Origin of the sequence: Micromonospora vinacea, assembly GCF_015751785.1 — a bacterium.
In the GTDB taxonomy this organism is placed as follows: domain Bacteria; phylum Actinomycetota; class Actinomycetes; order Mycobacteriales; family Micromonosporaceae; genus Micromonospora; species Micromonospora vinacea.
In genome coordinates, this window is record NZ_JADOTY010000001.1 from 316,547 (window position 1) to 337,757 (window position 21,211).

Here is a 21,211-nt window from a genome sequence, read left to right on the forward strand (position 1 = left end):
GGGGACGTGAACCGGGAGGACGGGTGGTACCGATGGGACGGCTGGCGCGGGCGGGACCCGCCCTGGGCGGCGCGGCGCTGGCCGGGGCGGCGCGGCTGCTGCGCGTACCCCGTCGGGGTGGCCGGACCGGCGGGGGCGGCGACGCCGCCGCGCCGGCCCGCTGGGAGGTGGTGACCGTCGACCGACCGCCGGAGCAGGTGCTTCCGGACGGCCGCTGGCCGGAGCCGCTGCGCCGCCTGGACGGGGCGGTGGAGGTGCGGGTGCGCCCGGCGCCCGGTGATCGGGGCACCGAGCTGGCCGCCCGGCCGCTGGCCGGCGTCACCCCGCCCACCGGGCTGGCCGCGCACCTGGTCGGCGACGACCCGGGTCTGCTGGTCCGCCGGACCCTGCGCCAGATCAAGCAACGGGTGGAGGCCGGTGAGGTGCTCCGCGCGGACCGCTCGGCGCTGGACCGCCCCGAGGTCCACGGGTGAGGGCGCTCTGCTGGGTCACCGCCGACGAGCTGGCGGTACGCGAGGTGCCCGACCCGGAGCTGCGCAACGAGCGGGACGTCATCGTCCGGGTGCGGCGCAGCGCCACCTGCGGAGGTGATCTGCCGCTGCTGGCCGGCCGGCACCCGCTGCTGCGGGCCGGCGACGTGCTCGGCGCGGAGTTCCTGGGTGAGGTGGTCGAGGTCGGCCCCGGGGTCCGCCGACACCGCACCGGTGATCGGGTGGTCGTCGGTGCGGGCGTGGCCTGCGGCGGCTGCTGGTACTGCCGCCGGGGCCTGCACTCCTGCTGCGACAACGCCCATGCCGACCTCGCCAGCGCCGAGCCCGACTGGACCCGCTCCGACGCCGGCTGCTTCGGCCGGCCCCGGGCGGCGGGCGGCTTCGCGGGCGGCCACGCCGAGTACGTGCGGGTGCCGTACGCCGACGTGAGCGCGTTCCGGGTGCCGGACGCCGTCGATGACGACCGGGCGGTGTTCGCCGCGGACGCGGCGCCGACCGGGTGGCTGGCCACCGAGTTGGGTGCGGTGCGCCCCGGCGACGTGGTGGCGGTCTGGGGCGCCGGGGCGGTCGGTCAGTTGACCGCCCGGGCGGCGGTGCTGCGCGGCGCCGCCCGGGTCCTGGTCGTGGACCGGCACGAGGAGCGGTTGCGGATGGCCGAGCGGCACTCCGACGCCGAGCCGCTCGACTACCGCCGCACCGACGTCGCGGCCGAGCTGCGCGACCGCAGCGGTGGGCGCGGGCCGGACGTGTGCGTGGTGGCGGTCGGCACGCCGCCGGCCCGGTCGATGGCCGACCGGTTCGGTGGCCAGCACGCCGACCGACCGGACGCGCTGCGGGAGGCGGTGCACGCGTGCCGCAAGAGCGGCGTGGTGGTGGTGCTCGGCGGGACAGGCGGGTTCGTCGACGCGTTCCCGCTGGGTGCGCTGGCCGAGCGGCGGCTCACGCTGCGCGGCGCCGGCCGGCCGGACCTGCGGGACGTGCCGATGCTGCTGGACCGGATGGCTCGCGACGAGCTGCGGACCGAGCACCTGGCCACCCACCGACTGCCGTTGGCGCGGGGCCCCGAGGGGTACGCGCTGTTCCGGGACCGGGCCGACGGCTGCGTACGCGCCGTGTTCACGCCCTGACGCCCTCCTTGTGAGCTGCCATCGGGGACCGCGAATGGCACACTCTGGGCATGGCTGGGGAGCGAACGTACGACGTGGTGTTGTTCGGAGCGACCGGGTTCACCGGCGCCCTGGCCGCTGAATACCTGGCCCGGCACGCGCCGGCCGAGCTGCGCTGGGCGCTGGCCGGGCGCAACCCGCAGCGCCTCGCCACCGTACGGGACCGGCTCACCGCGATCGACCCGAGCCTGGCCGACCTGCCGCTGCTCACCGCCGACGTGACCGACGCCGACTCCCTGCGGGCGGTGGCCGAGAGCGCCCGGGTGGTGGCCAGCACTGTCGGGCCGTACATCCACCACGGGGAACCGCTGGTCGCGGCCTGCGTCCGGGCCGGCACCGACTACCTGGACATCACCGGCGAGCCGGAGTTCGTCGACCTCATGTACGTACGTCACCACGCCGAGGCGACGCGCACGGGCGCGCGGCTGGTGCACGCCTGCGGCTTCGACTCCGTCCCGCACGACCTGGGCGCCTGGTTCACCGTCAGGCAACTGCCCGCCGACGTGCCGATCACTGTCGACGGGTACGTGCGTGCCGGCGGCCGGTTCTCCGCCGGCACCTACCACTCGGCGCTCACCGCGTTCTCCCGTACCGGGCAGGCCAGCAAGGCCGCCCGGGACCGTCGGGCGGTCGAGCCGCGTCCCACCGACCGTCGGGTCCGGGCGGTGCCCGGCCGGCTCGCCCGCTCGGCGGAGCTGGGCATCTGGACAGTGCCGCTGCCGACCATCGACCCGCAGGTGGTCCGCCGCTCGGCGGCGGCCCGCCCGGAGTACGGTCCGGACTTCCGCTACCGGCACTTCGCGGCGGTGAAGCGGCTACCCACCGTCCTGGCCGGCGCGGCCGGGCTCGGTGCGCTGATCGGGCTGGTGAAGCTGCCGCCCAGCCGCCGCTGGCTGCTCGGCCGGCTCTCGTCCGGGCAGGGGCCCACCGCCCAGCAGCGGGCGTCGTCGTGGTTCCGGGTCCGGTTCGTCGGCACCGGCGGCGGGCAGCGGGTGGTCACCGAGGTCGCCGGCGGTGACCCCGGCTACGACGAGACGGCGAAGATGCTCGCCGAGTCGGCGCTGTGCCTGGCGCTCGACGAGCTGCCGCCGACCGCCGGCCAGCTCACCCCGGTCGCCGCGATGGGCGACGCGCTGCTCGACCGGCTCGTCCGGGCCGGCCTCACCTTCCGGGTGCTCAAGCAGGAGACGCGGGAGCCCTCGGCTTGACCCTCAACCGGGTCGAGGGGGCAGGATGCCCAGCGTGAGCGACCTGCACAGCATCGGCGAGCTGGCCCGGGCCAGCGGCCTGACAGTCAGCGCCCTGCGGTTCTACGACTCGGCGGGGGTGCTGGAGCCGACACTTGTCGACCCGGTGACCGGCTACCGCTGGTATGCCGGGGAGCAGATCGCCCCGGCCCGGCTGGTGGCCGGGCTGCGCCGGATCGGCATGCCGGTGCCGGAGATCGCCGCCGCGGTCCGCGCCGAGCCGGCCGTGGTGCACCGACTGCTCGACGCGCACCTGCGCCGGCTCGCCGACGGGCTCAGCGACGCCCGCCGCGAGGTCGACCGGCTCCGGGCCCTGGTCGATCCGGCCCCGCCGACCGCCACCACGCTCCTGGTCTCCCCCGCCGCCCTGGCCGCCGCGCTCGACGCGGTGCGCTTCGCCGTCGGCGTCGATCCGGAGCTGCCGATGCTCGCCGGCGTGCTGTTCGACGTGGAGTCCGACGGTGTCCGGCTCGTCGCCACCGACCGGTACCGGCTGGCTCTGGCAAGGGCCGGGGCCGACGTCGACGGGCCGCCGGTGCGGGTGTTCGTGCCGGTGGCCCTCGTCGATGAGCTCCGGCCACTGCTCGACACCGCCGACACCTGGCCGGTGCGGCTGACAGTGGCGGGAGCGGAGCTGCGGGTGCGGGCGGCCGACCGCACGGTGACCGGCAACGCCCTGCCGTACGACTTCCCGGACTACCACCGGCTGCTGCGCAAGTCCGTCGGTGAGCGGCCCACCGCGCGCCGGATCCCGGTGGACGTGGCCGCGCTGCGCGCCGCACTGGCCGACCCGGCGGCCCCCACTGTCGCCCGTGACCACGACGGCACGACCCGGGCGGTCACCGTGCTCGGCGTCGACGACCAGGGCGGGCTGCGGCTGCTCCCTGCCGCCGAGCTGGGCTCCGACGCGCTGCGGGTCGGGGTGGACGGTGGTTACCTGCTGGACGCGCTGAACGCGGCCGGCGCGCCGCAACTGGTGTTGGAGCTGGATGGGCCGATCGCCCCGTTGGCCGTACGCCGACCGGACGACGCGGACAGCTACTCGGTGCTCATGCCGATCCGGCTGTAGAAATCCCTCGCGCTCCCCGTCCCCGGGTGGAAACGTGCGCGACGGTAACATCTGATGGTTCACCAGTGAACCCCGGACGGAGGCGTACGGAGCAGCATGCTCGACATGGAGTTGATCCGGAAGGATCGCGAGGCGGTGGCGACCGCGCTGGCGAAGCGTCTGGATCCCGCCGAGGTCACCCGAGCGCTGGACGAGATCCAGCGGCTCGACCAGGAACGCCGCGCCCTGATCACGGAGATCGACGCCGAGCGGCAGCGCCGCAAGGCCGAGGCCCGGGCGTACGCGCAGGCGAAGCGGGCCGGCGAGGAGCCGCAGGCCGCCACGCCGGAGGCGGAGCGTAAGCAGCTCTCCGAGCTGGAGTCCCAGCTCGACGAGGTGCAGGCCCGGCTGCGCGACGCGATGAGTGAGCTGCCCAACCTGCCCAGCGACGACGTCGTGGCCGGCGGCAAGGAAGCCAACCGGGTGGTGAAGACCTTCGGTGAGCCGCCGGTGATCGAGAAGGTCCGCGACCACGTGGAGCTGAGCCGCGCGTTGGGCCTTGTCGACTACGAGCGCGGGGTCAAGCTCGGTGGGTCCGGTTTCTGGATGTACACCGGGGTCGGCGCCCGGCTGGAGTGGGCGCTGCTCAACTACTTCGTCGACCAGCACATCAAGGCCGGTTACGAGTTCCTGCTCCCGCCGCACCTGCTGTTGGATTCGGCCGGCTTCGCCGCCGGGCAGTTCCCCAAGTTCTACGACGACGTCTACCACCTGGACTCGGCGTCCGCCCCGCGTGGCCAGTTCCTGCTGCCCACGTCGGAGACGGCGATCCTCGGCGCGTACCAGGACGAGATCCTGGAGACCCCGAAGCTGCCGCTGAAGGCGTTCGCGTACACCCCGTGCTACCGGCGGGAGTCGGCCGGTTCGCACTCGGACGAGCGCGGCACGGTGCGGGGGCACCAGTTCAACAAGGTGGAGATCTTCCAGTTCACCCTGCCGGAGCAGGCCGACGCGGCGCTGGAGGAGATGCTCGCTCACGCCGAGAGCCTGGTCGAGGGGCTGGGTCTGCACTACCAGCGCACGCTGCTCTCGGCCGGTGACGCCAGCGCCTCGATGAAGAAGACCCTCGACATCGAGGTGTGGATGCCGAGCACCGGCAAGTACAAGGAGGTGTCGTCGGTCTCCTGGGCCGGCGACTACCAGGCTCGCCGGGCGGCCATCCGTTACCGCGAGCCGGGCGGCAAGCAGACGCGCTTCGTGCACACCCTCAACGGGTCGGCGCTGGCCACCAGCCGGCTTTTCCCGGCCATCCTGGAGCAGTACCAGCAGGCCGACGGCAGTGTTCTGATCCCCAAGGTCCTCCAGGACCGCCTAGGCACCGACCGCCTGACCCCCCGCTAGCCCGGACCCCTCCTCACCCCGTCGATCTTGCAGTTTCGGTCTCCGTAATGCAGGGTTCCGCGGTTTTTGTCGCGACAGGAACTGCAAGATCGCGGGGGTGGGAGCGGCGCCTGGTGAGGGCTGCCGCCAGCAGGAGAGCCGCCAGGGCGGCCACGAGCAGGGCCGGGCCGATGGTGTCGAGGGCGTTGGCCAGGGCGTGCTGCACCTGAGATGCCGCTTGGATGACCGGGTCTCCGAGCGCGTCGCGGCGGCCGGCGGCCAGGCGTAGCTCGTACCAGCCGTACCAGGCGACGTAGCCGCCGGCGAGCAGCAGCACCAGGCCACTGAGGCGGGGCACCAGCGCGCCGGCGACGCGCAGCCGGGCCACCAGGCCGTCGCGCAGCAGCGCCACCCCGAGCGCGGCGACCGCGACCACCAGACCCATCCCGAGGGCGTACGCGCCGAACAGCGCCAACCCCTGGCCGGTCGAGCCGGCCTGGAGGCTGGTCACCACGATGGCCAGAAACGGCGCGATGGCGCAGCCGAGCGACGCCAGCGCGTACGCCGCGCCGAACAGCGCCATCGACGGCCAGGACCGGGTCAGCCGGGGCGCCCGGGCGGACCAGCCGGGGGCGGGCAGCCGCCGGCCGGCGAGCAGCCAGCAGCCGGCCAGGACCAGCAGCACGCCGAGCGCCACTGTCAGCCACGGCAGCCGGGGCCGCAGCCAGCCGGCCAGCGGCGCGAGCGCCAGGCCGAACGCGCCGAACACCAGCACGTACCCCACTGTCAGCCCGGCCGCCGCGGTGAGCGCGCGGCCGACCGCGCCGCGGGTGTCCGACCCGGCGACCAACAGCGAGAGGTACGCGGGCAGCAACGCGAAGCCGCACGGGTTGACAGCGCCGAGCATGCCGGCGGTCAGCGCGAGCAGCAGTGTGGCGGTCACGCCCCGGCCAGTGCGGCAACCTTGGCGGTGAGCGCCTCACCGTCCAGGAAGCCCTGGTGGACGATCGTGCCGCTCCGGTCGATGATCACGAAGATGCTCTGCTCGGTCACCTTGAACCGCTTCCAGAGCGCGCCCTTGCCGTCCTCGATCTGCGGCGTCGCGCCGAGGTCGAACTCGGTGACGAACTCCTTCATGGCCTTCCGCTCGCCCAGCCCGGCGACGCCGACGATCGGCACTGTGTCCCGGTACCGGGGTGCGATCTCGGCCACGGTCCAGGCCTGGCTGGCGCAGGTGGCGCACCACGGCGCCCAGAACCACAGCACCACCGGTTTGCCGGCGAGCTGCGCCGCGTCGAACGCGGCCCCGCCGAGGGTGGTCCCGGTGAAGCGCAGCACGTCCGGGACCTGCGCCGCGGGTGGCCCGCTGGTCGCCGCGCCCGGCGGGGCGGTCGGGGTGGGCGGGGCGCCCGTCGGGGCCGAGGCCGATCCGGCGGCGGCGGGCCCACCCGGCGCGGTGCCGGTGCAGGCGGCAGTGCCGAGCAGGGCCACCACGAGCGCCCCGGCGGTGGCGGCCCTGCGCAGTCGCCCGACCCCTGTCCACGCCATGCCGATCCGCATCCGCTTCTCCGTTCCGGTCCGGAAGGGACCCTTGCTGGGCCTGAGGCTTCGCTATTCGGCCTTGGCGAGTCGGAGAGCCAGCTCGGGGCAGACCTTGACCGCCTTCAGCGCGCCCTCCCGCAGCCAGGTCGGCACGGGGGTGGCCGGGAAGGCGGGGTATCCGTTCGCGTCGAGCCGGATGAAGTCCGGTACGACGTGCGCGCACAGGCCGTGTCCGTCGCAGCGGGACCAGTCCAGGGTGAGCTTCTGCGGGTTCGCGTCGGGTGCGCCCGGCAGCCCCATCACGCCCTTGACCCGTCGGCCGCAGCCGTCGCCGGTGCTGTGCAGCCGCAGGTCCTCGGCGAAGACCTCGATAGCGGAGAGCGCGAACCGGGCGGTGCCGTCCGGGTGGCTGCACGCGCCCCGGCCCTTCACCTCGCCGGCGGCGGCGCGCACCACGTCCGCCGGTTGGCTGCCGGCGACGGCCAGGTCGACAGCGCGGGCCAGGTCCGGGAGGCCCATCTTGCACGGCCCGCACTGGCCGGCGGACTCACCGGCCAGGTAGCGCACCACCTGGGCGGCCTCACCGAGCGGGCAGGTGTCGACACCGAGCGGGACGATGATGCCCGCGCCGAGGGTGCCGCCGACCGCGGCCAGGCCCTTGCGGGAGACCTCGGCCTTCTCCGCCGCCTCCGGGGTGATCCACTTGCCGTGGTAGCCGCCCATCAGGATGCCCTGGACGTCCGGCACCTCGCACAGGTCGAGGACGTCGCGCAGCGGCATGCCGGCGGTGCACTCCACCACCGCCGGTCGGCCCGCCGCGCCGGTCACTGTGAGCAGCACGGTGCCCGGCTCGTCGTCGGTGCCCAGCGCCGCGTACTCGTACGGGCCCAGTCGGGCGCCGATGGCGAGCTGGGCGAACGTCTCGGCGTTGGACAGCAGGGTGGGCAGGCCGCTGACCCCGGAGTCGCTGGAGCGCTTCTTGGTGCCCGGCGGGATGTGCGGCAGCCCGTTGATCCCGTTGACCAGTGCGCCGCCCTCGCCGGAGATGAACCGGTGCGGCACTGTGACGATTGTCGTCTGCACCGGCATCCGGCGCTCTTCGAGGGCGTCCATCAGCGAGTCCCGGCCGACCCCGTCGTCCGCCACGCCGATCACGATCTCGTCGGCGTCCAGCGCGTACGCGGCCAGCGCCGCCCCGTCCAGAATCAGGTGCGGGGCGCGGGTCAGCAGCACCTTGTCCTTCCAGCTGGCCGGCTCCCCCTCGGTGGCATTGACCACCACCACGGCGGCGAGGTCCTGCCGCTCGCAGGACTCCAGCACCGCGCGCAGTTTGCGGGCGAACGGGAAACCCGCACCGCCCTTGCCCTTGAGCTGCATGCCCTCGGCGAGCTGGAGCAGTTGTGCGGGCTCCATCGGGCCGATGGGTCCGTGCACCTCCTCGTGCGCGAGCAGGTCGAGCCGGCCGTACTCGGCGAAGCCAGCGGTGAGCCGGGGTTCGCCCACACAGGCGACCGGTGGCACGGCGGTCCGCATCACTTCGCCTCACCCCGCAGCCCGGCCCAGTACGCCCCGTCCACCGCGTCGGCGCTGGCCTTGCGGCGCTTGGACTTGCCCTCGCCGGCTGCCCGGCGGGCACGGCGGGACGCCAGGTCGACAAGGGTCGGGGTGTCGTCGACGGGTGGTGCCACCTCGTCCGGCATGTACCGGGCCGGCGGGCGCCAGTAGTCCGGCTCCTCGGGCAGGTCGTCCTCGACGCTGTGCCGGCCGCTGCCGCTGCGTGGCGCCGACGAGATGGGGCTGCTGGAGACCGGGCCGGCCGAGATCGGCTCGACGGAGATCGGGCCGGCGGAGATGGGCTCGGCGGCCTGCCACCGGCGCGGGCTGTCCCACGGCTCCTCGGCCTCGTCCAGTGTCGACTGCGGCGGCGCCGAGTAACGGCTGCCGTCGTCCTCACTGCGGGACCGGCGACGGGACCGCTCAGCGGTGGCCTCGTCGGCGCGTCGCCGGCCGGTCGGCACGTCCTCGTCGCGGGTGCGGGAGCCGCGCCGCCGGGTCACCGGCTCCAACTCCTCCTCGTCGCGTCGGAACGTGCCGGTGTCCTCCACGCTGCGGCGAGCCGATCGGCTGGTAGTGGTCTCCTCGGCCCGCCGGCTGCGCGAGGACCGTTCGGTGTCGCGGCGGGCCGCCGGCTCCTCCTCCCGCCGACGCCGGCTCGGCCGGGTCGGCTCGACGAGGGAACCGGGCTCGGGCACCACCGGGACGGTGAACCGTTCCGGGTCACGTCGTGCGGCCGGCGCGGCCCAGGTGGCGGTGGTGGTCTCGGCCCAGGCGGGACGCTTGTCCGCGGCCTTACTGCGCCGACCCAACCCCGCCAGCAGCGATCGGGCGGTCTTCGCCTCCTCGGCCCGGCCGACCATCACCGCGTTGCGCACCGCTGCCTGGTGCTGCTCGCGGCTGCGCCGACCGATGGTTACCGAGAACCGGACCAGCAGGGCAAGCACCACCAGCAACATGCAGCCGAGGTAGCTGAACATCACCCAGGGCGCTGCGGCCCGACCGGCGTTGAGGCCGTGAAAGACAGCGAACGGCCAGGCCAGGTACGCGGTGGAGTGCAGGGCCCGCCACAGCCACTTCGGACCGACGTCGGCGAAGCGGGCCCGGATGATGCCGGTCCAGATCACGCTGACCATCAGCAGCGCGGCCACAGTGCCGAGCCCGATGTAGAGCCCACGGCCGCCGACGAACGGCACCAGCGCGTCGGTCGCCGCCGCCCGCCCGGTGGCGATCTTGGTGAGGACGTGGAAGCCGAGCCCGGCCACGCCCAGCACGCCGGTGGCCCGGTGCGCCGACTGCATCAGCACCCGGTGCGGGATGCGCAGCACCAGCCGGTCGGTGGCGAGCAGACCGAGCATCACTGTGAGGCTCAACGCCACCAGGGAGATGACCCCGGCGAAGAACTCGGTGAAGAAGAAGCCGTAGGCGTACGCCGTCTGGCCGGCGCCGGTCAGCATGATCGCCGCCCAGAGCGCGGTGAGCAGCGACGCGATCAGCAGGGCGCTCGCCGACCTCGACGGGGTACGCACCCCCCGACTGCTGGCGCTGGTCCGGACCGTCGCCGCCTTCTTGTCCTGCTGTGCCCGGGCCATCTGCTCCTCGATCGTCTCGCGGCGGCGTACCACCGGCCGACCCCTGCTCCCCCATCCAGTACGGACCGGCGGGGCGCGCGGATCACCCGCCGACGAAAATTTCTGGGCCGGAATCGAACCGAGGGGCGCGGCCGTGCGTTGTACCCGCTCCCACCCACCGATCTGGACAGTGACAAGCGTCCATGCATTGACAGTGGCTGCAACACGCTTGTAACCTTTCAGCAAATTTCAGCCAGGCTTGCAAGATTCCGGCAACCTGGCTCTCCCCCACCGCACCACCACCCCCCGCTCCCGTCAGGAGTCCCCATGCACCGACGTCGACGCGGCACGGCGCTCCTCGCCCTCGGCCTGATCGCCAGCCTGCTCGTCCCCGCCACCGTGACGGCACCCCCGGCCGTCGCCGCCCCGTCCGGCGGCAAGAAGGTCATCGTCCAGCTCTTCGAGTGGAACTGGCCCTCGGTGGCCAGTGAGTGCCAGAGCACCCTCGGCCCGAAGGGTTACGGCTACGTGCAGGTCTCGCCCCCGCAGGAGCACGTGCGGGGCAACCAGTGGTGGCTGGCGTACCAGCCGGTCAGCTATCGGATCGAGTCCCGCAAGGGCACCCGGGCGCAGTTCCAGTCGATGGTGAACACCTGCCACGCGGCCGGGGTCAAGGTGATCGTCGACGCCGTCATCAACCACATGTCCGGTCAGGACAACGGCGGCACCGGCTGGGCCAGCTCGTCCTACTCGCACTACGACTACCCGGGCATCTACCAGACCCAGGACTTCCACCACTGCGGGCGCAACGGCGGCGACGACATCGCCAACTACAACGACCGGTACGAGGTGCAGAACTGCGAACTGGTCAACCTCTCGGACCTGAAGACCGAGTCGGACTACGTGCGCACGAAGATCGCCGCGTACCTCAACGACCTGCTCTCGCTCGGCGTCGACGGCTTCCGGCTGGACGCCAGCAAGCACATGCCGGCCGCCGACATCGCGGCCATCAGGGGCAAGCTGTCCCGCTCCGCGTACCTCGTGCAGGAGGTCATCTACGGCGCCGGCGAGCCGGTCCAGCCGACCGAGTACACCGGCAACGGTGACGTGCACGAGTTCCGCTACGGCAAGGACCTAGCCCGGGTGTTCCGCTCCGAGCGGTTGGCGTACCTGCGCAACTTCGGCGAGGGCTGGGGGCACCTACCCACCGGCCCGGCCTCGGTGTTCGTCGACAACCACGACACCCAGCGCGACTCCGGCGGGGTGCTGACCTACCGCGACCGGGGCATCTACGCGCTGGCGAACGCCTTCATGCTGGCCTGGCCGTACGGCTCCCCGACCGTCATGTCCAGCTACACCTTCAGCAACCGGGACGCCGGCCCACCGTCGGACGGTGCCAACAAGACGCTCAACACCACCTGCTACTCCGGCTGGGAGTGCGAACACCGCTGGCCGGTGATCGCCAACATGGTCGGCTTCCGTAACGCCACCGAGGGCGCCGGCGTGGCCAACTGGTACGACAACGGCAACAACCACATCGCGTTCAGCCGCAGCGGCAAGGGCTTCCTCACCGTCAACGACGAGGACGCCGCGGTGAACGGCCGCTCCTACTACACGGGGCTGCCCGCCGGCCGATACTGCGACGTCATCCACGGCACGTACGCGGGCGGCACGTGCAGCGGTCCAGTGATCACGGTGGACGGTAGCGGCTGGTTCGCGGCCAACGTGCCGGCGCACGACGCCGTGGCCATCCACATCGGCGCACGAATCTGATTTCGAGCGGGGCCTCCGGACGGCGGGTCTCGCCGAACCGGGGGCCCCGAAGCGTTCGCCACCATAGAGTGGTTTCGTGCCGTTTGACCGAAAGACTCCGTACCGTCGTCGCGGCGTCTGGGTGGCCGCCGCGATCGGCGTACCCGCGCTGCTGGTGACCGCGCTGCTGGTCGGCCAGGCCCTCACCCCCAGCTCGACGGCCCCCGACGACCGCAACGCGGTGGCAGCCGACCCGACACCGAGCAGTGTGGAGCAGAGCCCGGAGGAGTCGATCCCCCCGGCCGCGCCCGCCCCGGACGGGCTGCCGGTTGTCGACTACGACCCCGCACCCGGCGGATTCCCCGCCGACCCGAACGCCATGGACGTCACGCCGCTGACCGACGGCGCCCACCCGACCCGACGGATCGCCGCGTACGACGCGCCCGGCGGTCGGCCACGAGCCTTCCTCGAACCGACAATCCGCGGTGTCGAGCTGACCATGCCGATCGCCCAGCGGCGTGCCGGCTGGACCGCCGTCCTGCTGCCCTCGGCCAACCGCCGGCTCGCCTGGCTGCCGCCCGGCGGGTTCGAGACGGTGCCGCTGCGCGACCAGATCGTTGTGGAACGCAAGGTCCACCGGCTCACCTGGTACCGGGCCGGCAAGGCGGTGCGCTCCTGGGAGGTCAGCCTCGGCCAGTCGGGGCAGGAGACTCCACTCGGGCGAACCTTCATCCTGGGCCGCACCCCACCGCCGGAGGAGGTCTACGGCGGGGTGGACATCTACGCCCTCGGTTCGGTGCCCGACGACCCGGAGTCGGTGCCGTCCGGGCTGCGCGGCGCGCACATCGGGGTGCACACCTGGCTCCACGACGACGAGCTGGGCGAGAACACCACAAACGGCTGTATCCGGCTGACCCGCAGCGGTCAGCGGGAACTACTCGCCGAGGTACGTCCCGGCAGCAGCGTCGTCGTGGTCGACGAACTGGCCGCCCCACCGCCGACCGCCTGAGCGCCGGCACAGACTGTCACTCGCCGAGCAGCCAGCCGTTCTGCTCGGCGACCCGGATCGCGTCGGCCCGGTTGCGGGCACCGGTCTTGCCGATCGCCGCCGACAGGTGGTTGCGGACCGTCCCCTCGGAAAGGTGCAACGCCCTGGCCAGGTCGGCGGCGCTGCCACCGCCGCGCGCCGTTCGCAGCACCTCGGTCTCCCGCTCGGTCAGCGGGCTGACCCCGGCGGCGAGGGTCTCCGCGGCCAGCGTCGGGTCGACCACCCGCAGGCCGGCGTGCACCCGGCGGACCGCGTCGGCGAGCTGCCGGGCTGGGGTGTCCTTGACCACGAAACCGCTCGCACCGGCCTCCATCGCCCGACGCAGGTAACCCGGTCGGCCGAAGGTGGTCACCACCAGCACCCGGCAGGTCGGCAGCGCGGCGCGCAACGCCGCGGTGGCGGCGATACCGTCCAGGCCGGGCATCTCCACGTCCAGCAGGGCGACGTCCGGGGAGCTGCTTCGAGCCTCGGGCACCACCTCGTCGCCCCGGCCGACCTCGGCGACCACTGTCAGGTCCTCCTCCAGCGAGAGCAGGGCGGCCAGCGCACCCCGGACCAGCGCCTGGTCGTCGGCGAGCAGCAGCCGGATCGGCGCGGACCCGCCGCTCACCGGGCCTCCCCCGGCGCGTGCACCCGCAGCAGAAACCCGTCACCCTCCGGACGACGACCAACTGTCACCACCGCGTCCAGCCGCAGCGCCCGCTCCCGCAGACCGACCAGCCCGTGCCCGCTCGCGTCGGGAGTGGACGGGCCACGACCGTCGTCACTGATCTCGACCCGATCCCTGTGCACCCGGATCACGCAGCACCGCGCCCCGCTGTGTCGGACCACGTTCGTCACCCCTTCCCGCACCGCCCAGCCGAACAACCGGTCCCACTCCTCCGGCAGCTCCGGCACCTCGGCCGACACGTCCGCCGCGATGCCCGCCGCGGCCAGCGCGGAGCGGGCGCCGGCCAGCTCCGCGGCGAGGCTGACCTCGCGGTACGCCCCGACCGTCTGTCGTACGTCGGCCAGCGCGGCCCGCGCCAGCGCCTCCACCTCGGCGATCTCGGCGGCGGCCCGCTCCCGGTCGACCTCGATCAGACGCCCGGCCAACTCGGCCTTGATCGCCACCACGGTGAGCGAGTGGCCCAGGATGTCGTGCAGGTCGCGGGCGGCGCGGGACCGCTCCTCGGCGACCGCGAGCCGGCCGATCTCCTGCTGGGCGGCCCGGAGTTCGCTGTTGCGCTGGGCCAGCCGGGACACCCCGAACATGGCGAACGAGGCGAGCAGCACCGCGAAGACGATGCCGTTCTCCGCCTCCCATCCCGGCACCAGCCAGGACGCCAGCACGGGGGTCACCGCGCAGACCAGCACGACGGCCAACGCCTCCCACGGCGGCAGCAGGAACACCGCCGCCGCGGCCACGTAGACCAGGGTGGCCAGCCAGTCCCCCTCGGTGCCGGGGAGGCTGGCCAGGCCCACCGCGAGCAGCAGCGCCAGCCCGGCCCGCGCCCGGCCAGCCGGGATCGGCAGCAGGGACTGGCGCAGCTTGCGGGCCCACTGGAACAGCAGCACGTAACCGATGCCGAAGACGACCAGGGCCACCACACCGAGGACCCGCCGCCACGGCTCCGGCTGGTGCAGCGCGGTGGCCAGCGGGACGTTGAGGAAGAACAGCCAGACGGCGGCCAGCAGCCAGCCGGTGACCCGCCAGTGGCGGCTCACCGGCCAGGGCTGCCCGGTCGAGAGGTCCATCGTGTTCACGCTAGTGGTCGCGGCCGGTCAGACCCGCGCGGTGTCCCGGCGGAACAACCGGGCCGCGCCGACGCCGAAGAGCAGCGCCCAGACGACGAGGTTCGCCACCGCCGCCATGCTCACCCCGTCGCCGGTCAGTGGGGCGCGGGCCAGCACGCCCATGCCGTACACCGGGGCGAACTTCGCGACCTGCTGGAGCACGTCCGGCAGCACCTCGACCGGGACGAACAGCCCGCCGAACATGGCCAGCACCGCCAGGACCGGGCCGATGATCTGCATGACGTTCTCGGCCGGCGCCAGGTAGCCGATGAAGAGACCGAACGCGGCGAAGACCAGCGAACCCACCCAGGCGGCGAGCCCGGACAGCAGCCAGACGTACGCCGGGACGCGGACGCCGGCCACGGCACCCACCAGGAACTCGATGACGACCGCGAGCAGACCGAGGCTCATCGCGGTGATCAGCTTGGTCGCCACGTACGCCGCCGGGCGTAGCGGGGTGAGCCGCAGTTGCCGGCTCCAACCCAGCGCCCGCTCGGTGGCCACCGCGCCACCGACACTTGTGGTCGCCACCATTGCCGCGTAGACGGCCAGGCTGATCATGACGTACGCCGTCACCGGCCGACCGTTGTCCAGTGACTGCCCGCCCTGCGGCAGGCCGAAGATGAGGAAGAAGACGCCCGGCATGATCAGCGTGAAGGCGAGGGTGCGACGGTTGCGCAGCACCCGGCGCAGCTCGATGAGCAGGGCGCCCGGGGCGAACCCGCCCAGCGCGGGCAGCCGACGGTCCGGCACTGTGGCACCGGCGCGGGTGGGGGTGGAGGTGGTCATCTCAGGCTCCGGTCTGCGCTGTGGTCAGGGCGAGGAAGGCGTCCTCGAGGTTGCGGGAGGTGATCTCGACGTCCCGGGCCGCGGTCCGGGTCAGCAGGTGCCGGGCGACCGCGTCCGAGTCCCCGGTCCGCACCAGCACGCTGTCGCCGCGCACCTCCACGGCATCCACGCCGGGCAGCGCGGCGAGCGCGGCCTGGTCGGCGCCGGGCAGGGTGGCCCGCACCGTACGGCCGGCGGCCAGGTTCTTGATCTCCGCGGTGGTGCCGTCGGCGACGATGCGCCCCTGCCGGACCAGCACGATCCGATCGGCGTACGCGTCCGCCTCGTCCAGGTAGTGGGTGGCGAAGATGACGGTCCGCCCGCGTCGGGCGTCGCGGCGCAGGGCCTGCCAGAAGTCCCGCCGCCCCTCGACGTCCATGCCGGTGGTCGGCTCGTCGAGCACCATCAGGTCCGGGTCGGGCAGCAGGGCCAACGCGAAGCGCAGTCGCTGCTGCTGACCGCCCGAGCAGCGTCCGACCACCCGGTCGGCGATGTCGGTGATACCGGCGCGCTCCAGCACCTCCGCCGCGGGACGGGTGTGCCGGTAGAAGTGCGCTGTCATCCGTACCGTCTCGCCCACTGTGAGGTCCTTGAGCAGCCCGCCGGTCTGGAGTACGGCGGCGACCCGACCTCGGGCCACCGCCTCGTCCGGGGTGCCGCCGAGGACCCGGACGGTGCCGGTGTCCGGGCGGGACAGCCCGAGCAGCATGTCGATGGTGCTGGTCTTGCCCGCGCCGTTCGGGCCGAGAAACGCCACCACCTCGCCGGGCTGCACTCGTAGGCTCAACCCGTCGACAGCGGTGACCGCGCCGAAGCTCTTGGTGAGGCCGTCCAACTCGACAGCCGGATGCGTGCTGGTCATGCCACTGATGCTCCGGCGGCGCGTACCCCGATGCCCGGAGCGGTCGTCACGCCCCGACCGTGACATTTGTCAGGGCCGCCGGATTCCGCACGGGCACAGCGGGTAACCGCCGGGCCGACGCCGCGACACCGGGAGGACGCGATGGGTGCCACGCCGCAGGGTCAGGTCGACACGGTCGTGCTGATCCACGGGCTCTGGATGACGCCGCGCAGCTGGGAGGGGTGGGCCCAGCGGTACACCGAGCGCGGCATGCACGTCATCGCCCCCGCCTGGCCCGGCATGGACCGGTCCGTGGAGGAGTTGCGGGACGATCCCGGCCCGATCGCCGAGCAGAGCATGGCCACGATCGTCGCGCACTACGACAAGATCATCCGGGCGCTGCCCCGACCGCCGATCATCATGGGGCACTCGTTCGGCGGGCTGTTCGCCCAGGTCCTCGCCGACCGGGGTCTCGGCGCAGCGGTGGTGGGGGTGCACCCCGCGGCGGTGAAGGGCGTACTCAAGGTGCCGCTGAGTCAGCTGCGCTCGGGCTTCCCGATCCTGCGCAGCCCCGCCAACCGCAACAAGGCCGTCCCGTTCACCCCGGACGACTTCGCCTACACCTTCGGCAACACCATGAGCCGCGAGGACTCCGACCGGGCGTGGCGGCGCTACGCCGTCCCCGGCGCCGGGCGGGTCTTCTTCGAGGGCGCGTTCGCCAACCTCGACCCGCGCTCGCCAGCCCGGGTCGATGTCGGGCGTAACGAACGGGCGCCGCTGCTGCTGATGGCCGGCGAGGTCGACCACGTGGTGCCGGCGTCGGTGGTGCGCGCCAACGCCGGGCTCTACCAGAAGTCCCGCGCCCTCACCGCGTACGAGCAGTTCGCCGGCCGGTCACACTTCACCGTCGGACAGGACGGCTGGGAGCAGATCGCCGACTACGCGCTGGACTGGGCGCTGCGCGCGGCGGCCCTCCCCCGCGACGTGACCATCGCCAGCGAAGCCCCCCGCCGCTGACCGGGGCTCGGCCACCACACAGCCGAGCATGATCCACTCGTCTTCCATGAAATCGGGGTATCCAAGGCGCCAGGACACCCCGACTTCACGAAAGCGGAGTGGATCACGCGGTTTGCCTGATTCCTCGGCATGCCCACGGCCTGGCGGGGTATCTCGGCGGGATGAGGGCCAGTTTCCGGCTTGGCCGGGTCGCGGGGGTGCCGGTCGGCGTCAACTGGAGCGTGCTGGTCATCTTCGCGTTGATCGCGTGGGGTTTGGCCGCGAACCAGTTCCCCCGCTCGTACCCCGACCACTCCCCGGTGGCGTACGTGATCGCCGGGCTGGCCGCGGCGGTGGTCTTCTTCGTCGGCCTGCTCGCCCACGAGGTGTCGCACGCGGTGGTGGCCAAGCGCAACGGGCTGACTGTCGACGGCATCACGCTCTGGCTGTTCGGCGGCGTCGCCGAGTTGCGGGGCGAGCCGCGTGACCCGGGCGCGGAGCTGCGGATCGCGGGCGTCGGCCCGCTGGTCAGCCTGCTGATCGGGGCGTTCTTCGGTGCCATCGCGGCGCTGCTCGCGCTGGCCGGGCAGGACGGGCTGCTGTTCGGGGCGGTGGCCTGGCTGGCGGGCATCAACGTGCTGCTGGCCATCTTCAACGTGCTGCCGGCCGCACCCCTGGACGGTGGTCGGCTGCTGCGCGCCGCTGTCTGGAAGGCCACCGGTGACCGGACCCGGGCGTCAGTGGTCGCCGCCCGCGCCGGCTGGGTGCTGGGGGTGCTGCTGATCGGCCTGGGGTTGTGGCAGTTCCTGTCCGGGGTCGGTTTCGGAGGGCTCTGGCTGGCGCTGATCGGCTGGTTCCTGATCGGCGCGGCCGGGATGGAGGAGCGGCAGGCCCGCACCGGCAACGCGCTGCGCGGGATACGGGTGGGCGACGTGATGACCCCGCAGCCGCAGACCGCCTCAGCGGAGATGACTGTCGCGGACTTCGTGGATCACTACCTGTTCGCGTACCGGCATTCGGCGCTGCCGCTGACCGAGGACGGCAGGCCGACCGGGCTGGTAACCGTCGACCGGGTACGGGGCGTGCCGCCGGAGCGGCGGGCGTCGACCACGCTGGCCGAGGTGGCCTGCCGAGCCGACCAGTTGGTGCTGGCCCAGCCCGACGAACAGCTCAACGACCTGCTCCCCCGGCTCAGCGAGTGCGCCGACGGCCGAGCCCTGGTGGTGACGGACGACGGCCACCTAACGGGCATAGTCTCCCCCAGCGACATCAGCCGCGCCGTCCAACGCAGCACCCTCGCCAGCTCCCGGTGATCATGAAGTTAGCGGGCGCGACACGCCGATTTCGATGCCGCTAACCTCATGATCAACCGGCGGGGCGGGGTGGGGGGCAGGGGGGCGGGGGTCAGCGGGGGAAGTAGCGGTCCTGGAGGTTGGTGCGGAACTTGGTTTTCGGGTCCAGGTTGGTCAGGAGCGCGGCGAAGTCTGCGTACCTCGGGTAGCGGGCGGACAGCTCGGCCGGGTCGGTGACGAAGACCTTGCCCCAGTGTGGGCGGGGCGCGAAGGGCGCCAGCCGCTCCTCCACGGCAGCCACCACCGGCAGCACCGCCGCTGTGTCGCCGATCCAGGTGAAGTGGAGCACGAAGCTGTCCCGCCGGTAGTTCGGGCTGAGCCACAGCTCGTCGGCCGCCACGGTGCGCAACTCGGAGACCAGCAGCACCGGGGCGATCAGGTCCGCCACGTCGTCCAGGGCGGCGAGCGCGTCAGCCGCCGACGTACGCGCGACGTGGTACTCGGACTGCAGTTCGTCGCCGCTGCTCGGGGTGAAGCCGAGCTTGAAGTGCGGCAGCCGCTCGTGCCACGGGCCCGGCTCGCCGAGTTGCGGGGTGCAGTTCTCCGCCGGCATCCCGAGCACCGGGTGCCGGGGCTGGTCGGCGGCGGTGGTGCCCAGCCAGTCCGCCGGGGGTGGCGGCTGGTCCGCCACCTGCTTGCGCCACACCTCGCGCAGACGGGGGGTACGGAAGTCGGTGAAGACACTCACGCTGTACGCCGAGCCGAGCGCCTCGTCCAACGCCGTCCGGTCGAGGCCGAGGCGTACGTACTGGCGCAGCGCGAAGGTCGGCACGACGTCCACTGTGACCCGGGTGACCAGGCCGAGCGCGCCGAGCCCGACCACCATGCCGGCGAACGTGTCGGTGTCACGGTCGACCCGGAGCAGGTCGCCGTCGGCGGTGATCAGCTCCAGGCCGGCGACCGCGCTGGCCAGGTTGCCGTGGGTCTGCCCGGAGCCGTGGGTGGCGGTGGCCACCGCGCCGGCCACCGAGATGTGCGGCAGCGAGGCGAGGTTCGCCAGCGCGTACCCCTGGGTGTGCAGCTGTCGGGCGACGTCGCCGTAGCGCAGCGCGCCGCTCACTGTGACCTGCCCCCGCTCGTGGTCCACCTCGACGACCGGGGGCAGCCCGGCGAGGCTGACCAGGTCACCGTCGGTATCGCCGATACGGTTGAAGGAGTGCCCGCTGCCCACCGCCCGGATCCGGCTGCTGCCGGCGACCAGCCGGCGCAACTCGTCGACGGAGGTGGGGCGGTGGAACGCCTTCGCGGCGTACCGCACGTTGCCTGCCCAGTTGCGGCGCGGAACGTCGGTCATCGAGGCGGCCTGCGGTCCCTGCGCGGTCATGTGGCGGTCTCCCGATCGGTGCTCTGGTGGTCGGCCAACGCGGTGACGAGGGCGTCCAGAACGGTATCCGTCTGGAACGTGCTGTAACCACGTTGGGCGATCGGCAGACCGGCCGCGGTGGCGCGTTCGATCTCCCCCCGGGCGGCCTGCCGGGCCGACGCGTCCCCGGACATCAGCGCGTCCTGGCCGCGCCGGATCAACCGGTCGACCCGGTCCATCTGGTAGCCCCGCAGGCCGACCGGGAGCTCCGGGGTGTCGAAGGCGGCGCGACGCAGCGCGAGCAGGTCGACGAAACGGCCGCCGGCATGTTGGGTGAGCGCGGCCGACACCTGCTCGGGCTGCTCACGCACCTGGTCGAGGACGAGCAGCTCGACGGCGGGTCGGCCGTCGAGCGGATGGCGGGCGGTCACCGGCTCGATCGTCACACCCGGCACGGGAACCAGCAGCAGTCGCGGCGGCTCCGGACGACCGTCGCGTCGGGGCGGCTCGTCGAGGACCAGCGCGTCGACCTCGGCCCACCGGACATCCCGGCGCAGGCCGGGCCGTCGGATGCTGAGCCCGTCCGCGTGGATCCCGAACCGGAACCGCCGCATCGCGCTGACCAGCGCCACCGTGCCGAGCGCGATGGCACCCACCGCGATGATCGTCCGTAGCAGGGCGCCGTCGCTGGGATAGACCAACAAGAGCACTCCACCGAGTACGCAGACCAGGGCGAGCACCCGGGCGCCCCGACTCCGGCGCAGTTCCACGCTCGGACCCCCGTTCATGACCGTGGCGTCGGTCTCCGCATCCTCCGCCAAACCGGGCACCGAGGACACCGGTCGATCGGGCACGGTTGTTCTCGTCATCGTCGGGGAACCCTACGCCCATGAGCAGCTACCGTGATCCGGCCCCGCGGGGCGACGTCTTCCCCTCCGAGGAGGAGCTGGACCCCACCGGTACCGGGGTCGAGCAGGCCAGCGCGCCGCCGTCCGGCGGGTTGCCGAGCCACCCGTCGCCCACTCCCGGTCCTCGACCGACACCGGCACCCGCGCCCGCCCCGACGCCGGTGCCGGCACCCGGGCCACCGCCGCGCGCTCCCGGCGCCCAGTCGATCGTGACCCGCCACCTGGACGGCTCGGTGGAGATCGTCACCGACCTCGACGGTGACGGCGTCGCCGATGTCGTCCAGATCGACGTGGACGGTGACGGGATCCCGGACATCACCTATGTGGACAGTGACCGCGACGGTCGGCTGGACACCGTGCTCGGCGACCCGAATGCGGTCGGGACGGGTGCCCACCGGGCGTGAGCGG

20 protein-coding genes are annotated in these 21,211 nt (G+C 73.1%); 10 read left to right on the forward strand and 10 right to left on the reverse strand.

Going from position 1 to position 21,211, the window contains the following annotated elements:
- Positions 1-32: 32 nt before the first annotated feature.
- The 5 genes from IW249_RS01515 (at position 33) to serS (ending at position 5,353) form a co-directional block, all read left to right on the forward strand.
- Entirely contained in the window at positions 33-473 is a 441-nt protein-coding gene (locus tag IW249_RS01515; protein WP_196919158.1) for a hypothetical protein, read from the forward strand.
- Positions 470-1,618 (forward strand): alcohol dehydrogenase catalytic domain-containing protein, encoded by a 1,149-nt coding sequence (locus tag IW249_RS01520; RefSeq protein ID WP_196919159.1) that lies wholly within the window; start codon positions 470-472, stop codon positions 1,616-1,618. The genes IW249_RS01515 and IW249_RS01520 overlap by 4 nt, the downstream gene beginning before the upstream one ends.
- A gap of 50 nt (positions 1,619-1,668) precedes the next feature.
- A complete protein-coding gene (locus IW249_RS01525) occupies positions 1,669-2,865 on the forward strand; it encodes a saccharopine dehydrogenase family protein (RefSeq protein WP_196919160.1) in 1,197 nt (398 codons plus the stop codon).
- Positions 2,866-2,890: 25 nt separating this feature from the next.
- On the forward strand, positions 2,891-3,973 hold the full coding sequence (locus IW249_RS01530; RefSeq protein WP_196919161.1) for a DNA polymerase III subunit beta family protein: 1,083 nt from the start codon (positions 2,891-2,893) through the stop codon (positions 3,971-3,973).
- A 96-nt stretch (positions 3,974-4,069) separates the two neighbouring features.
- The gene (serS, locus tag IW249_RS01535; RefSeq protein WP_196919162.1) at positions 4,070-5,353 is read left to right on the forward strand and encodes a serine--tRNA ligase; all 1,284 of its coding nucleotides are present in this window, start codon (positions 4,070-4,072) and stop codon (positions 5,351-5,353) included.
- Between the two features lie 13 nt (positions 5,354-5,366).
- Here serS and IW249_RS01540 read toward each other — a convergent pair whose 3' ends face one another.
- The 4 genes from IW249_RS01540 to IW249_RS01555 are packed head-to-tail and all read right to left on the reverse strand — an operon-like array spanning position 5,367 to position 10,053.
- Positions 5,367-6,275 (reverse strand): cytochrome c biogenesis CcdA family protein, encoded by a 909-nt coding sequence (locus IW249_RS01540; protein WP_196919163.1) that lies wholly within the window; start codon positions 6,273-6,275, stop codon positions 5,367-5,369.
- Complete coding sequence (locus IW249_RS01545) at positions 6,272-6,892, reverse strand: TlpA family protein disulfide reductase (protein ID WP_231392373.1); 621 nt, start codon at positions 6,890-6,892, stop codon at positions 6,272-6,274. Before IW249_RS01545 ends, IW249_RS01540 begins: the two co-directional genes overlap by 4 nt.
- A 51-nt stretch (positions 6,893-6,943) precedes the next feature.
- Entirely contained in the window at positions 6,944-8,407 is a 1,464-nt protein-coding gene (locus IW249_RS01550; protein ID WP_196919164.1) for an NADH-quinone oxidoreductase subunit NuoF family protein, read from the reverse strand.
- Positions 8,407-10,053 (reverse strand): ferric reductase-like transmembrane domain-containing protein, encoded by a 1,647-nt coding sequence (locus tag IW249_RS01555; protein WP_307788490.1) that lies wholly within the window; start codon positions 10,051-10,053, stop codon positions 8,407-8,409. Before IW249_RS01555 ends, IW249_RS01550 begins: the two co-directional genes overlap by 1 nt.
- Before the next feature lie 273 nt (positions 10,054-10,326).
- On the opposite strand from IW249_RS01555, the gene IW249_RS01560 reads away from it, so the two are divergent.
- Positions 10,327-11,772 (forward strand): alpha-amylase, encoded by a 1,446-nt coding sequence (locus tag IW249_RS01560; protein ID WP_196919165.1) that lies wholly within the window; start codon positions 10,327-10,329, stop codon positions 11,770-11,772.
- 76 nt (positions 11,773-11,848) lie between these two features.
- Complete coding sequence (locus IW249_RS01565; RefSeq protein ID WP_196919166.1) at positions 11,849-12,760, forward strand: L,D-transpeptidase family protein; 912 nt, start codon at positions 11,849-11,851, stop codon at positions 12,758-12,760.
- Between the two features lie 16 nt (positions 12,761-12,776).
- Here the strand turns inward: IW249_RS01565 and IW249_RS01570 are convergent, their stop codons facing one another.
- The 4 genes from IW249_RS01570 to IW249_RS01585 are packed head-to-tail and all read right to left on the reverse strand — an operon-like array spanning position 12,777 to position 16,265.
- Positions 12,777-13,409, reverse strand: coding sequence for a response regulator transcription factor (locus IW249_RS01570; protein ID WP_307788491.1), 633 nt, complete (start codon positions 13,407-13,409; stop codon positions 12,777-12,779).
- On the reverse strand, positions 13,406-14,536 hold the full coding sequence (locus tag IW249_RS01575; RefSeq protein ID WP_196919167.1) for a sensor histidine kinase: 1,131 nt from the start codon (positions 14,534-14,536) through the stop codon (positions 13,406-13,408). Before IW249_RS01575 ends, IW249_RS01570 begins: the two co-directional genes overlap by 4 nt.
- Positions 14,537-14,563: 27 nt before the next feature.
- On the reverse strand, positions 14,564-15,364 hold the full coding sequence (locus tag IW249_RS01580; RefSeq protein WP_196919168.1) for an ABC transporter permease: 801 nt from the start codon (positions 15,362-15,364) through the stop codon (positions 14,564-14,566).
- 1 nt (position 15,365) lies between these two features.
- A complete protein-coding gene (locus IW249_RS01585; protein ID WP_196919169.1) occupies positions 15,366-16,265 on the reverse strand; it encodes an ABC transporter ATP-binding protein in 900 nt (299 codons plus the stop codon).
- A gap of 141 nt (positions 16,266-16,406) precedes the next feature.
- On the opposite strand from IW249_RS01585, the gene IW249_RS01590 reads away from it, so the two are divergent.
- Positions 16,407-17,261: an alpha/beta hydrolase gene (locus IW249_RS01590; protein ID WP_196919170.1), complete on the forward strand. Its 855-nt coding sequence runs from the start codon at positions 16,407-16,409 to the stop codon at positions 17,259-17,261.
- Positions 17,262-17,422: 161 nt separating this feature from the next.
- Positions 17,423-18,553: a site-2 protease family protein gene (locus IW249_RS01595; RefSeq protein WP_196919171.1), complete on the forward strand. Its 1,131-nt coding sequence runs from the start codon at positions 17,423-17,425 to the stop codon at positions 18,551-18,553.
- Positions 18,554-18,644: 91 nt separating this feature from the next.
- Here IW249_RS01595 and IW249_RS01600 read toward each other — a convergent pair whose 3' ends face one another.
- Together IW249_RS01600 and IW249_RS01605 are read right to left on the reverse strand one after the other, a co-directional pair.
- The gene (locus IW249_RS01600) at positions 18,645-19,916 is read right to left on the reverse strand and encodes an FAD-binding protein (protein ID WP_269215239.1); all 1,272 of its coding nucleotides are present in this window, start codon (positions 19,914-19,916) and stop codon (positions 18,645-18,647) included.
- Positions 19,913-20,764, reverse strand: a complete 852-nt coding sequence (locus IW249_RS01605; protein ID WP_196919172.1) for a hypothetical protein — start codon at positions 20,762-20,764, stop codon at positions 19,913-19,915. The genes IW249_RS01600 and IW249_RS01605 overlap by 4 nt, the downstream gene beginning before the upstream one ends.
- A 20-nt stretch (positions 20,765-20,784) precedes the next feature.
- On the opposite strand from IW249_RS01605, the gene IW249_RS01610 reads away from it, so the two are divergent.
- A complete protein-coding gene (locus IW249_RS01610; RefSeq protein ID WP_196919173.1) occupies positions 20,785-21,207 on the forward strand; it encodes a hypothetical protein in 423 nt (140 codons plus the stop codon).
- The last annotated feature ends 4 nt before the right edge of the window (positions 21,208-21,211 follow it).